At 73.5% G+C, this 12,633-nt stretch carries 11 protein-coding genes; 4 read left to right on the forward strand and 7 right to left on the reverse strand.

Translation table 11 applies throughout. From position 1 onward, the window contains the following. The first annotated feature begins 186 nt into the window (after positions 1 to 186). A complete protein-coding gene (locus tag M3677_RS12575) occupies positions 187 to 645 on the forward strand; it encodes a DUF4383 domain-containing protein (protein ID WP_066656120.1) in 459 nt (152 codons plus the stop codon). 237 nt (positions 646 to 882) lie between these two features. Here the strand turns inward: M3677_RS12575 and M3677_RS12580 are convergent, their stop codons facing one another. The 3 genes from M3677_RS12580 to M3677_RS12590 are packed head-to-tail and all read right to left on the reverse strand — an operon-like array spanning position 883 to position 3,645. After that, entirely contained in the window at positions 883 to 1,824 is a 942-nt protein-coding gene (locus M3677_RS12580; RefSeq protein ID WP_251160713.1) for a 3-oxoacyl-[acyl-carrier-protein] synthase III C-terminal domain-containing protein, read from the reverse strand. Then, positions 1,821 to 2,648, reverse strand: a complete 828-nt coding sequence (locus tag M3677_RS12585; RefSeq protein WP_251160714.1) for an MBL fold metallo-hydrolase — start codon at positions 2,646 to 2,648, stop codon at positions 1,821 to 1,823. The genes M3677_RS12580 and M3677_RS12585 overlap by 4 nt, the downstream gene beginning before the upstream one ends. Further along, complete coding sequence (locus tag M3677_RS12590; protein WP_251160715.1) at positions 2,641 to 3,645, reverse strand: NAD(P)-dependent oxidoreductase; 1,005 nt, start codon at positions 3,643 to 3,645, stop codon at positions 2,641 to 2,643. The genes M3677_RS12585 and M3677_RS12590 overlap by 8 nt, the downstream gene beginning before the upstream one ends. 51 nt (positions 3,646 to 3,696) lie before the next feature. Between M3677_RS12590 and M3677_RS12595 the strand changes: the two genes are divergently transcribed. Further along, positions 3,697 to 4,950, forward strand: coding sequence for a glycosyltransferase (locus M3677_RS12595; protein WP_251160716.1), 1,254 nt, complete (start codon positions 3,697 to 3,699; stop codon positions 4,948 to 4,950). 56 nt (positions 4,951 to 5,006) lie between these two features. On the opposite strand, the gene M3677_RS12600 is transcribed toward M3677_RS12595, so the two are convergent. The 3 genes from M3677_RS12600 to M3677_RS12610 are packed head-to-tail and all read right to left on the reverse strand — an operon-like array spanning position 5,007 to position 8,367. After that, positions 5,007 to 6,164 (reverse strand): Gfo/Idh/MocA family protein, encoded by a 1,158-nt coding sequence (locus tag M3677_RS12600; RefSeq protein ID WP_251160717.1) that lies wholly within the window; start codon positions 6,162 to 6,164, stop codon positions 5,007 to 5,009. Next, positions 6,161 to 7,003 carry a sugar phosphate isomerase/epimerase gene (locus M3677_RS12605; RefSeq protein WP_251160718.1) on the reverse strand — a complete coding sequence of 281 codons (843 nt, stop codon included), beginning with the start codon at positions 7,001 to 7,003 and terminating at the stop codon, positions 6,161 to 6,163. The genes M3677_RS12600 and M3677_RS12605 overlap by 4 nt, the downstream gene beginning before the upstream one ends. Continuing rightward, positions 7,000 to 8,367, reverse strand: coding sequence for an MFS transporter (locus M3677_RS12610; protein WP_251160719.1), 1,368 nt, complete (start codon positions 8,365 to 8,367; stop codon positions 7,000 to 7,002). Before M3677_RS12610 ends, M3677_RS12605 begins: the two co-directional genes overlap by 4 nt. A 302-nt stretch (positions 8,368 to 8,669) precedes the next feature. On the opposite strand from M3677_RS12610, the gene M3677_RS12615 reads away from it, so the two are divergent. Further along, entirely contained in the window at positions 8,670 to 8,975 is a 306-nt protein-coding gene (locus M3677_RS12615; RefSeq protein ID WP_066656138.1) for a putative quinol monooxygenase, read from the forward strand. A 120-nt stretch (positions 8,976 to 9,095) separates the two neighbouring features. On the opposite strand, the gene M3677_RS12620 is transcribed toward M3677_RS12615, so the two are convergent. Beyond that, positions 9,096 to 10,352 (reverse strand): endo-1,4-beta-xylanase, encoded by a 1,257-nt coding sequence (locus M3677_RS12620; RefSeq protein ID WP_251160720.1) that lies wholly within the window; start codon positions 10,350 to 10,352, stop codon positions 9,096 to 9,098. A gap of 203 nt (positions 10,353 to 10,555) precedes the next feature. Here M3677_RS12620 and M3677_RS12625 point away from each other — a divergent pair, with 203 nt between their 5' ends. Then, on the forward strand, positions 10,556 to 12,607 hold the full coding sequence (locus tag M3677_RS12625) for a glycosyltransferase family 39 protein (protein ID WP_251160721.1): 2,052 nt from the start codon (positions 10,556 to 10,558) through the stop codon (positions 12,605 to 12,607). Positions 12,608 to 12,633 lie beyond the last annotated feature (26 nt).

The following is a 12,633-nucleotide window of genomic DNA, read 5'->3' on the forward strand; positions in this document are numbered from 1 at the left end:
CGAGCGCGTCCCCCCTGGGGCGGAGACCCGGGGTCATCCCGCAGGAGGACGCCGCGCTGGAAGGACACCCGGACGGCGCACCAATCCGGCTGCGCACCTGCTCCGAAACCCCTGTACGACGACGACGCTGCCCCTGCGCGGTGACCCGGAGACGCCGTCGTGGAACGCATTCGGAAGGACCGCACCATGACCAGCAACGCAGCATCACCCCGTACCGGTTTCGCGTCGACCCTCGTCCAGAAGGGCGCACTGCTCTTCGGCGTCGTCTTCCTCATCGTCGGCATCGCCGGCTTCATCCCGGGCCTGACCATGGACATGGGCACCATGTCCTTCGCCGGCAACAGCTCGATGGCCATGCTCCTCGGCCTGTTCCAGGTGTCGGCCCTGCACAACATCGTCCACCTGCTGTTCGGCATCGTCGGCATCCTCGCCGCCCGCTCCGCCGCAGGGTCGCGCTCGTACCTGCTCATCGGCGGCATCGTCTACGCCGTGCTGTTCGTCTTCGGCCTCTTCGTCGCCGGCATGGCCGGGGCTGCGAACTTCGTCCCGCTGAACAGCGCCGACAACGTCCTGCACGCCTTCCTCGCCGTCGCGATGATCGTCCTCGGCGTGCTCCTGCCCCGCGCCGGACGCACCGCGCGCTGACCGACCCCGGTGGACCGCCCGGTGCTGGGCGGTCCACCGGACCAGCGGTGGCCTCCCCGGGGATCAGGGGTCATCGGACGCCCCCGTCGCAGCAGCGGCGGGGGCGTCGTCGTGTCCCCGGGGAACCCGGCGCAGCGCAGACCGCGCGCGCCAGAGGCGCAGCGCCGACCGCGTGCGCGTCAGAGGCGCAGCGCCGACCGCGTGCGCGTCAGAGGCGCAGCGCCGACCGCGGGCGCGTCAGAGGCGCAGCGCGAGGGCGTTCGCGGTCAGGCCGGCAGCCGTCCCGCAGAGCAGCACGGTGTCCCCGCGCCGGAGCCGACCGTCGTCGAGGCACCGCGCGAGCATGAACGGCACCGACGACGAGACCGAGTTCCCGAACGCCGCGACCTCGTCGACGTACTTGTCCGTCGGGAACCCGAGCCGGCGCATCGCGAGCCCGATCGCGCCGCTGGCCTGGTGCGGTACGACCAGGTCGACGTCGTCCAGCCCGAGACCGCTGCGCTCCCAGAACCGCGCGAAGAACCCGGGCAGGACCCGGAGCATCCCGGTCAGGGCGCGCCGGCCGTGCATGTCGAACAGGTAGTCAGCGGGGTCGCCGTCGGCGTACTGCTGCGCCGGGTACCGGGACAGGCCGCCCCGGAGCTCGGTGTCGTGGGCGTGCTCCGGCCAGGTCTGCTGCAGCGCCGACAGCACCCCCTGCGTCCCGTCGCCGCGCGTCAGCACCACCGCGGCCGCAGCGTCGGAGAACAGCTCGGCGGACTCCCGTTGCGCCGGGTCGAGGAAACGTGACCCGACGTCCCCGGAGACGATGAGCACCCGGTCGTGGTCGCCGTCCTCCAGGTAGCGGGAGGCGATGTCGAGTGCCGTGATGAAGCTCGTGCACGTCGAGTTCACGTCGAACGCGGCCGCTCGGGCGTCGGGCGCGACCCGCTCCGTCACGAGTGCCGCCGTGCAGGGGATCGGCTGCACGCCGGCGGCGCAGGCGGCGATCACGAGGTCGAGGTCGGCGGCGTCGATGCCGGCGTGCTCGATGGCCCGGGACGCTGCCGTGGCGAGCATGTCGAGGTGCGACACGTCGTCGGCGATGCGGTACCGGGTGACGGTGCGGGCACCGCTGCCGTAGGTGACCGTCCGGTCCGGCAGTGCCGTCCCCCACCCGGCGATGGCGCAGTGCTTCATGGTCCCCCTCGGTCCTCGTCGTCGTCGACGAGCAGGTCCACCCCGGTCCGGTGCTCGTCGTGGCTGAACAGCAGTCTGACACCTGCGCGCTCGAGGGCGAGCAGGCGCTCGGCGGTGTCGCGCTGCGATCGGGCGTCGTGGGCGACCGCACGCGGCAGGAGGCGCAGGTCGCGCTCGCGTCCGAGCAGGTCGCGGCTCCAGGCAGCGTCGCCCGCGAGCAGCACACGGTCCTCGACCAGGAGGCCGAGGTGCCCGTCGGCGTGCCCGGGCAGCCGGACGAGCCGCGTGCGACCGTCGCCGAACGGGTCGGCCGTCGACAGACCGACCGCGGCGAGCGGCCCGGTCGGGGCGGGGCCGAAGGCGCTGTCCGGGACGACCTGCAGCCGGTCGACGAGCCCCGCGGGCAGCAGCCCCCGCAGCTGCCCGGCGAGCACCCGCGGGCAGGCGGTGCTCCGGGCCACGCCCTCGGAGACCAGCACCCGCGCGTGCGGCGCGGCAGCCAGCCCGCCGACGTGGTCGGGGTGCAGGTGCGACAGGACGACGTGCGTGACGTCGTCCGTGTCGATCGCGTCGGCGAGTGTGCTGCCCGGGGGGACGACGGGCGGGAGCAGGCGTCGGTACAGCCACCCGGCGGCACCCGTGCGCCACGGCAGGGGCGCGTACCCGGTGTCGAACAGCACGGAGCGGTCCGGACCGGACCAGTGGAAGACGTTCGCGGGGAAGACCCGACGGCCACGGGGTGCACCGCGGAGCAGACCGTGCACGTCGTGGGTCGTCCACCCGCAGGCGGCGGCGCGCAGGGTACCGACCGGGCGCTCAGCCACGCGGCTGCCCACCGACGCGCCGGCCGGCGGTCGCGTAGCTCGCGAGTGCCTCGTCGAGCCCGACGACCGGCTGGTAGCCGAGCACCTGCCGGGCCCGGGTCAGGTCGAGGGTCTGCGAGTGCGTGATCGTCGTCACCGTGTACCGGGTGATGGGCGGCTCGGGCTGCCCGGGCAGCACCGTGCACACGGCCTCGAGCACGGTGGCCAGCGCGGACACCGGCCCGGCCGGCAGGTGCAGGTGCCGCGGCCGGATCCCGAGTCCGGTGAGCAGCTGGTCGAGGAGCTCGACGAACGGACGCGGGTCCCCGTTCGTGATGTTGAACGCCAGCCCGGCGGCCCCGGGCACCTCGGCCGCGAGCCGGACGGCGTGCGCGACGTTCTCGACGGCGGTCAGGTCGGCGAGTCCGCGTCCGCCGCGCAGGAGGGGCACGCCGACCCGTTCGTGCACACGGAGCAGCCTCGGGACGAGTCCGGTGTCGCCCGCACCGATGATGCCGCGCGGCCGCAGGACGACGATCTCGGGTCCGTCGGGGTCGCCGGTCGCGGCGCGGAGGAGCGCCTCGGCGTGCAGCTTCGAGCGGATGTAGTGGTTCATCGGGCGGCTCGGGTCGACCTGGTCCTCACGGATGTCGAGCCGGTCGCGCGGTGCGGCGTAGATGCCGGGCGACGACACGTGCACGAGCCGCCGCGCCCCGACGCGACGTGCGTACTCGAGCACCCGGGCGGTCCCGGTGACGTTGGCGTGCTCGAAGGCCGACCACGAGCCCCACGGCGAGCTGAGCGCCGCGCAGTGCACGACGACGTCGGCGGGGACGTCCGCGCGGGCGAGGTCGTCGAGGTCGCCGACGTGGACGTCCCCGGCGGGCAGCGCCGATGCCCGCCGACCGGACGCCGTGACGCGGTAGCCGTGCTCGCGCAGGGTCCGCACGACGTGACCGCCGACGAACCCGCTCGCCCCCGTGACCAGCGCGCGCTCCCCGGTGCCTGCTCCCCCCATGCCCCAGATCCTACGAGCCCGGCAGGAGCCGACGGCCCCTAGGCTCGGGGCGTGCGGATCGCGCTGGTCACCGACTACTACCTGCCGACGCTCGGGGGCGTCCAGACGGCGGTGCGCTCCCTGGCCGAGGCCCTCACGGCAGCGGGACACGACGTCACGGTCTTCTGTCCCGACGACCCGGCGGGCCCCGCGCACTCGGCGGGCACGGCGCAGGCACCCGGCACCGCCACCGTGCCGGCCGTCGTCGGTCTGCCCGTCTCCCGCGTGTTCCGCCCCGACGGCTACCCCTTCGCGTGGTCCCCGCGTCGCCTCCGCGCCCTGCTCCGCCGCGAGTTCGCCGCACGCCGGGTCGACGTCGTGCACACCCACTCCGAGATGTTCGCGGCGCTCGGCGGGATCCGGGCCGCGCAGGACCTCGGCATCCCGGTGGTGCACACGATGCACGGCCGCATCGACGTCTACACGCGGAACGTCCTGCCCGTGCCCGCCGTCACGACCGCGCTGCTCGCCTTCCTGCACGCGACGCAGGTCCCCCGGCGGGGCGTCCGTGTCGCGGCCGACACCCCGTACACCCGGACCCGGACGGCGCGGCGGATGTGGCGGGTCATGCTCGCGCAGTCGCGGGCGAGCGACCACGTCGTGGTCCCGTCGCGGCACTTCGCCGACAAGCTCGTCGACCGGGGCGTCCGGACCCCGGTGTCGGTCGTCTCGAACGGCATCGAGCCCGCGGTCCTCGACGCGATCGGACCGGCGACCGTCCGGACCAGGACCGCAGGCGAGCCGCTCCGGGTGCTCTGGGTCGGGCGCCTGTCGCCCGAGAAGCGTCCGGAGGTCCTGGTCGAGGCCGCCCGCTCCTTCCCACCCGGCACCGTGGTCGACGTGCTCGGCGACGGCGTCGCGCGTGCTGCGGTCGCCCGGGCAGCGGCCGGCACCCCGGTCCGGCTGCACGGCTCGACCCCGCACGACGAGGTCCTCGCCGCCATGCGCCGTGCACACGTGCTCGTGTCGAGTTCCTCCGACTTCGACAACCAGCCGATGGTGATGCTCGAGGCCGTCGCCACCGGCCTGCCCGTCGTGCACTGCGACCCGGACCTCGCCGAGGTCGTCCCCGACGGCGGTGGCTTCACGACGCCGACGCCGGACGCCGCGGGGATCGCGTCGGTCGTCCGACGGCTCCACGACGAGCCGGAGCAGCTCGTGCGGGCGAGCGCCGCGCTGGTCGCGGCCCGCGACCGCGTCGAGCAGCGCGTCGACGAGCTGGTGGCGGTCTACGCGAGCGTCCTGCGGCCGTCCCGCACCACGTGACGGACGGGAGGCTCGGTGCCGGCCGACACCGAGCCTCCCGTCCGTCGTGTGGCCGCTCAGACCGTGGCGGACGCACCCTCGAGGGTCGCGGCGAGCGGGTCGAAGTCCTCGGGCAGCGACGCGATCGGCGCCACCGTCGACGCGACCTCGACGAACGCGCGGCGCGCGACGGACTCCTCGACCGCGACCATGGTGTCGAGCACGTGGTACCCGACCTCGCCGGTCGCGACGTGCGCACCGCCCCCGCGGATCGCCCGTGCCATGTCGAGCACGCCGAGACCACGGCCGACCGTCGGTTCCTCGTCGGACAGGGTCTCCCACGCCTGCTCGATCGGGAACGACACGTCCGTGCCGAGCGGTCGTGCGATGCGGATCGGGTGTCCGCCACCGAAGGTGTTCGGGTCCGGGAGCACGATCGTGCCCTCGGTGCCGTTCACCTCGAAGACGCCGTGCCGGAACAGCGGGGTGTCGAACGACAGCAGCGACTGCGCGCTCCCGCCCTGCTCGAAGGACGTGAGCACCGAGAGGTGCGTCGGGACCTCGACCGGGAACTCCTGCCCGGCGTTCGGACCGACCACCAGCTGCCGGGTCTCGCGCGACCGGGACCCCGTCGCCACGACGGACGCGACCGGGCCGAGCAGGTGCACGAGCGCCGTGAAGTAGTACGGGCCCATGTCGAACAGCGGTCCGGCACCCTTCGCGTAGAGGAAGGACGCGTTCGGGTGGAACACGTCCGGTCCCTGCCACTGGAAGCTCGTGACGGCGGTGAGGGGGGTGCCGATCGCGCCGGCCTCGATCGCGCGCTTCGCGGTCTGCCACCCGGTGCCGAGGACGGTGTCCGGTGCGATGCCGAGGCGCAGGCCGAGCTCGTCGGCGAGCGCCACGAGTCCGGCGGCGCTCTCGCGGTCGACGCCGATCGGCTTCTCGCTCCAGACGTGCTTGCCGGCGCGGAGTGCCGCCGTGGAGACCTCGACGTGCGTGGCGGGCAGGGTGAGGTTCACGACGATCTCGACGTCGGGGTCGGTGAGGACCTCGTCGCCGGTGCCCGACGCGGGGATGCCCCACTTCGCCGCCGACGCCGCGGCGCGCTCGGTGTCGATGTCGCCGATCCGGACGACCTCGACGTCCGGGAAGGTCGTGATGTTCGTCAGGTACTGCTCGCTGATCATCCCGGCGCCGATGAAGCCGACGCCGACGCGGCCGGTGCGGGTCATGCGGACACCCCCGTCGTGGCGGTCTCGTCCGACCCGGCGAGCGCGGCCTGCAGCCAGCGGTACGACTGCTCGACCCCGTCGAAGATCTCCCCGTCGAAGCCGTCGAACTCGATGACGGCGTACTCGAGCGCCGGCGCTGCGGCGAGCGCCTCGGCCAGCCGGACGTCGCCCTGGCCGGCCGGGGTCTGGTCGGTCGGCACCTGCGCGGTGGAGATCCCCTCGCGCATCGGGCCGTCCTTGACGTGCACGGCGACGATGCGGTCGCCGAGCTCCTCGACGAAGGGCACGAGGTCGATGCCCGCGGCGGACGCCCAGTACAGGTCGAGCTCGAGCACGACGCGCGGGTCGAGCAGTTCGGCGAGCACCTGGAGCGCGGGCTTCCCGCCGATGCGCGGCCGGAGCTCGTGGTCGTGGTTGTGGTAGCCGACGCGCAGGCCGTGGACGGCGGCTTCCTCGGCGGCGGCGTTCAGCCGGGCGGCGACCCGCTCGACGCCCTCGCGGGTCGTCCAGTGGTCGGGACCGACGAACGGGTCGATGACGATCTCGATGCCGAGCGCCGACGCCTCGGCGAACGTCTCGGCGTGCGACGGGGCGGTCATCACCGTGCCGTCCGGCAGCGGGATCGACTCCTCGACCAGGAAGGCGTGGCCGGTGCGGGCGCTGATGCCGTGCGCGTCGAACGCCGTCCGGAGCTCGGCTGCGCGGCCGACGAAGGCGAACGCCTCGACGGTGTCGAACCCGATGCCGGCCAGGCGGGCGACGCCGCCGTCGAGGTCGGGCGCCAGCGCCTTGTCGACCGTGTAGAGCTGGAGGGAGATGCGGGGTGCCACGGTGGTCACCGGACCTTCTTGATCGGGAGGATGACGAGCGCACCGAGGAGCACGGCGACGCCGGCACCCCAGAGCATGAGCGTGTAGTTCTGGCCGCCGCCGAGGCCCAGCAGGAACAGGCCGACCGCCGGGGCGAGCGACTGCGGCAGGGCGTTGGCGATGTTGATGACACCGAGGTCCTTGCCCGGACGCTCGGGGTCGGGCAGCACGTCGACGACGAGCGCGGTGTCGATCGCTGCGTAGATGCCGAAGGCGAACCCGAGCACGATCTCCGCGAAGTAGAACCCGCCGACGCTGTCGACGTGCGCGAGGATCACCAGGCCGACCGCGGTGAGGGCGGTGGAACCCCAGACGAAGACCTTGCGGCGTCGGACGCGGTCGGACACCCAGCCCGAGACCGCGGCGCTGACGAGCAGGGCGACCGTGTACAGGAGCACACCGAACGCGACGGTGGCGGTGGCCTCGGCCAGGTCCTCGATCCCGATCTGCTCCTGCATGTACAGCACGCGGTACGTCGTGAACATGAACGTGCCGAAGGTGATGAGGAAGCGGCCCCACCAGGCGAGCCCGAAGTCGGGGTGCTTGATCGGGTTCGTCCAGAACGACGCGATCAGGGTGACCCAGCTGAAGGGCTTGGTCGTGGCCGGGAGCTCGTCGCGGGCCACGACCGCGTAGACGAGGATCACGACGATCGCCAGGATGCCCGGCGCGATGAAGAGGACCGGCAGGTTCCCGACCAGGTACACGGCGAGGTAGAGGCCGGCGAGGATCGCGATGTTCTGCGCGAGGGCGATGACGCTCGACGCCTTGCCACGCTGGAACTCGGGCACGTTGTCCGCGAAGCTCGCGGTCAGGGTGGCGAGGACGGCGTTCGCGGCGACCTGGGCGAACACCCACGCGATGGTGAGCTGCAGGACGTCCGGCGCGAACGCGAGCCAGGCCAGCGCGACGACGAAGACGACGACGCCACCGACCATCCAGGGCCGACGGCGACCCCAGCGCGTGCGGGTGCGGTCGGAGAGTGCCCCCGCCAGCGGGTTGGCGAGCAGGGCGCCGAGGGCACCGAACGGCAGGACCGACCCGACGATCGTCTCGGGGCTGTCCGGGTTCAGCACCGTCGCCTTGATCGCCATGCCCACGAACACCGGGGTGAGCAGGGCGGCGAAGAGGCCGAACTGGGCCAGGCTGAGTGCCCAGAGGTACTTCGGGCCGACCCGGACGGTGCTGACGTTCTGCGTGAGGCCCTCGACCGAGAACGCGCGCGATGCGGCTGCGGGGTCGGTGCTCGTGGCTCCCGCGGCCGCGGTGACCGGCGGGTTCGCGGTACCGGCGAGACCGGACTGCGGTTCTTCCTTCGACGTCGGTGTCGACATGACTCCTCCTCGAGCCATCGGGGGCGGCGTGCCCTCTCGAATACCTAGTGCTGCTAGGTGATCAGGACAGTAACACCGAAAACCTTCCTCCGGAAGCTTTCTTTCCGACATGTGTCGGCGTCGGGCCCGCAACGCGCAACCCCGGCGGTTCCCCGCAACGCCCCACCGCTGCGAGCAGTCGCCGACGTTGCGTTCTGCACTTCTCCGTCGGTCCGCGGAACACCACGGGTCACCCGGACGTTGGCGCACTCGGCACCCGACGGACGGGTGCCGAGAACGAGCACCTGACGAAAGGCACGCACATGACCCAGACGGTCCTCCTCGAGGTCCAGCTGCGAGACGACGTCGCGCAGGACACGATCGACTCCGCGATCCGCGAGACCCTCGCCCAGACGGCGACCTTCGCCGGCAACGAGTCGCTCGAGGTCCTGGTCGACGACTCCGACCCGCTGCACCTCGTCGTGCTCGAGCGGTGGACGACGCCCGCCGACCACGACGCCTACGTCGCCTGGCGCGCGACCGACGAGGGTGCCCCGAGGGCCCTCGCCGCGATCGTCGCCGCGCCGCCCGTCACGCGGACGTTCGGCCGGACGCTCGACCTCGGCTGAGCACGCGGCAGGGCCCCGTCCGCGGCCCCGACGACGTCGCACCGGCCGGCGCGGGACCGGGGGCGACACCGGACGGGAGGCACGGGACGGACCCGCACCGCGCCTCCTGTCCGCCGCTGGTCACGTCGCGGACGCGACCACCTGCTGCTCGCCCGGCTCGCGCCCGACGGTGACCGCCGCCGACGTGCCCCGCACCTCGGCCCGGTACTCCCCCCGGAACCCGCGCACCCGCACCTGCCCGCGCTCGTCCGTGCGGAGCACCGTCGGCCCGGTCCACCACTCGTCCTTCACCAGGCGACGGAGTGCCTCGTACGACGGCTTCGGCGTCCCGTCCTCGCGGACCAGCCCGATCGGCGCGCCGAGCCAGGCGCCCGCGTCGGTGATGCCCCAGGAGGTGACCGCCTCGACCGCGGGATGCCCGACCAGGCTCCGGTAGTGCCGCTCGACCTCGTCCGCCTGTCGGGCCTCGCCCTCGGGCGTCGAGGGCCACGAGTCCACCACGTGGTCGTTCAGGTCCACGATGTCCGCGGGCATGAGGTCACCCGACACGAGCGAGGTCTCGGTCAGGTGCAGCGGCAGGCCGTACCGGGCGAAGCGGTCGACCATCGCGAGCATCGTCTCCTCACCCCAGTACCCCTGGTGCATGTGGGTCTGCAGCCCGATGGCGTCGATCTGCACGCCGGCCTCGAGCACGCCCTCGATCAGGCACTCGTACGCGCTCGACAGGTCGAAGTCGTTGAGCAGCAGGGTCGCGTGCGGGTTCGCGGCGCGGGCCTCCTCGAACGCCATCCGGATCGTCGGGATGCGGCCCTTCGCCCGGGCGAGCGGGGTGATGGCGTTGTCGCCGTTGTCGAACACGGGCATGATGACGACCTCGTTGATCGCGTCCCACGTGTCGACCAGCCCGGCGAGGTCGCCGACCTCGCGGCGGATGCGCTCCCGCTGCAGCTGCTCGACCTCGTCGAGGGGCAGCCCGAGGAGCCAGTCCGGCTGCACGGTGTGCCAGACGAGCGGGTGCCCCTTGAGCGCGATCCCCCGGTCGCGGAACCACTCCGCGGTGCGCCGGAGACGAGCGGTGTCCGGGCGCCCGCGCTCCGGCTCGAAGCGACCCCAGTAGAACGGCAGCGTCGCGGTCGTGAAGACGTCGGCGTACAGGTCGGCGAGGCGTTCGAGGCGCTCCCGTCCGGCACCGTCGACCTCGTCGTTCGCCAGCTCCACGAAGTCGAACCCGATGTTGCCGAACCCGAAGGCGTGCCGGGTCTGCTCGACGGCGACCTCGACGTCCGGCAGCGGTGCGCCGTGGTGGTCGACGACCGTCAGGACCGTCTCGCCGGTGCGGTGCGCGACCGACTCGTGCTGGACTCCGTGCTCGACCATGGGCTGCTCCTCCGGCGGCCGCGTCGCCACCGTCGTCCGGTTTTGTTGTGCTGCCGAACATAGCCGGTGCTCGGCGGACGCGACAGCCCCGACCCCACCGTCGTCCGGAGACCGCGGTTCCCTGGGGGCCTGGCTGAACGGATCCGTTGCCCCCGGGCGGCTCAGCACGGCTGCTCCATCGACTGCGGCGGGACAGTCACCGCATGACGACGATCGACGCGGCCGCGGAACGCCCGGCCCGGTGGTGGCACCAGAGCCGGTGGGAGCAGACCACCCTCACCCTGGTGGTGGTGCTCGGCGCGGTGCTCACGAGCTGGAACCTCGGCCGCGGCGGCGACCTGTCCTTCTACGCGAGCGCCGTCCGGTCCATGTCCGAGTCCCTGCCGGCCTTCCTCTCGGGCTCCTTCGACCCGGATGCGACCGTCACGCTCGACAAGCTCGCCGGCTTCGCGGTCCCCCAGGCGATCAGTGTGCACCTCTTCGGCATGTCCGCGGCCGCGATGGGCCTGCCGCAGGTCGTCGAGGGCGCCGTCACCACGCTGGCGGTGTCGGTGGTCGTGCTCCGCTGGCTCGGGGCCCGCGCCGGTCTGGTCGCGGCCGCGCTGACCGCCGCGACCCCGATCTTCGTGTCGATGTTCGGCCACCCGATGGAGGACGGCCTGCTCACCGCTGCGCTCGCCGTCGCCCTCGTGTGGTGGCAACGTGCCGCCCTGACCCGCACCTGGTGGCCGCTGCTGCTCGCGGGACTGTTCGTCGGCATCGGGTTCCAGGCGAAGATGCTGCAGGCGTGGCTGGTCCTGCCGGCGCTGGTGGTCGGCACCCTCGTCGCGACCGCCGGTCCGGGTCCGCGCTGGCGTCGGGCCGCCGGTCACCTCGCCGCCCTGGTGTCGGCGACGCTGGTCGCGAGCCTCGGCTGGTCGGTCGTCGTCGCCCTGCTCCCGACGGCCGACCACCCGTTCGTCGACGGCTCCACCGACGACAGCGTCTTCGCGATGGTCTTCGGCTACAACGGGGTCGACCGGTTCCTGCCGGGCGCCTGGCCGGGCGCCGTCAGTGCGCTGCGGACCGCTGGTGACGCGGCCGCGGACCGGTGGTCGCTCGCGGTCAGCCACGCAGCCGGACACCCGCTCCTGCAGCTGTTCTCACCCCGCTACGCCTCGCAGGTCGGGTGGTCGTGGCCCGCTGCGCTCGCCGGGATCGTGCTCGGCGCGTTCCGCTGGTGGCCGCGGCGCACCGTCCGGGAGGCCCGGGTCCCCTCCGCCACGCTGTGCACGCTGGTCGTCTGGCTGGCGACCGCGGTGGTGGTCCTGTCCGTCATGCACCTGCCGCACACCGCCTACGTCGCGGGCATCGGCGTGCAGCTCGCCGCCCTCGCCGCCCTCGGCTGGTGGGGAGCCGCCCGGCTCGCGGACGCGCCGGACCGCCGACTGCGGCTCGTCCCCGCCGGGCTGCTCGTCCTGCAGGGCGCCTGGTGGACCTGGCTCGCACGCACCTCGGCAGAGCCGGCACTGCTCGCGACCGTCGCCGTCGGCACGACCGCCGCCGCCCTCGTCGTGCTCGCTGTCCGGAGCCGTCGGTCCGGGTCGGCGGCGACCGGACGAGCGCCGGGCGGGGCGGGGCGCCGGACCGCGGGGGCCCTGCTCGTCGCCGCGGTCGTGCTCGGGCCCGCGTGCTTCTCCCTGCAGGCGCTCGACGCCGCTCGCGACGGTGACCGGGGCGACGCGTCGGTCGGGGTGCGACAGGACGCTGCGACGTGGGACGCTGCGCGATCGCAGCGGGTGTCGGCGCCGGGCCGAGGCGGTCCCCGCCGCGTCGGGCAGGCGACCGAGGACGCTCCCTTCACCGTCGCGGCACCGGACCCGTGGGGCGCTGGGCAGGGCCTGCCCACGGCGGACGCCGAACTGGTGCGGGACGCCGAGCGCGCAGGTGGCGGGCGGGACGGCGCCCCGCTGTTCCTCACCGACTCGTGGCGGGTCGCGTCGGACGTGATCGGTGCCACCGGGAAGGAGGTCCTGACCGACGGCGGGTTCTCCGGTCAGGTCGCCGTGTTCTCCGCGGCGCAGATCGAGTCGATGGTGCACTCCGGTCGGGAACGGCTGTTCCTCGTCGCACGGGACGGACGCGCCGCGGACCCGGTGCGCCAGGCCACGACCGCGCTCGGGTGCCGCGTCCTGCACCGGTGGGGCCCCGCGTTGGGCCAGGGACCGTCGCAGTGGGACGCACTCCAGTCCTTCGCGCTCGAGCGCTGCTCCTGACCCCGGGCCGTCCGGCTACGGTGCAG

It is taken from the genome of Curtobacterium sp. P97 (assembly GCF_023712445.1).
Lineage (GTDB): Bacteria > Actinomycetota > Actinomycetes > Actinomycetales > Microbacteriaceae > Curtobacterium.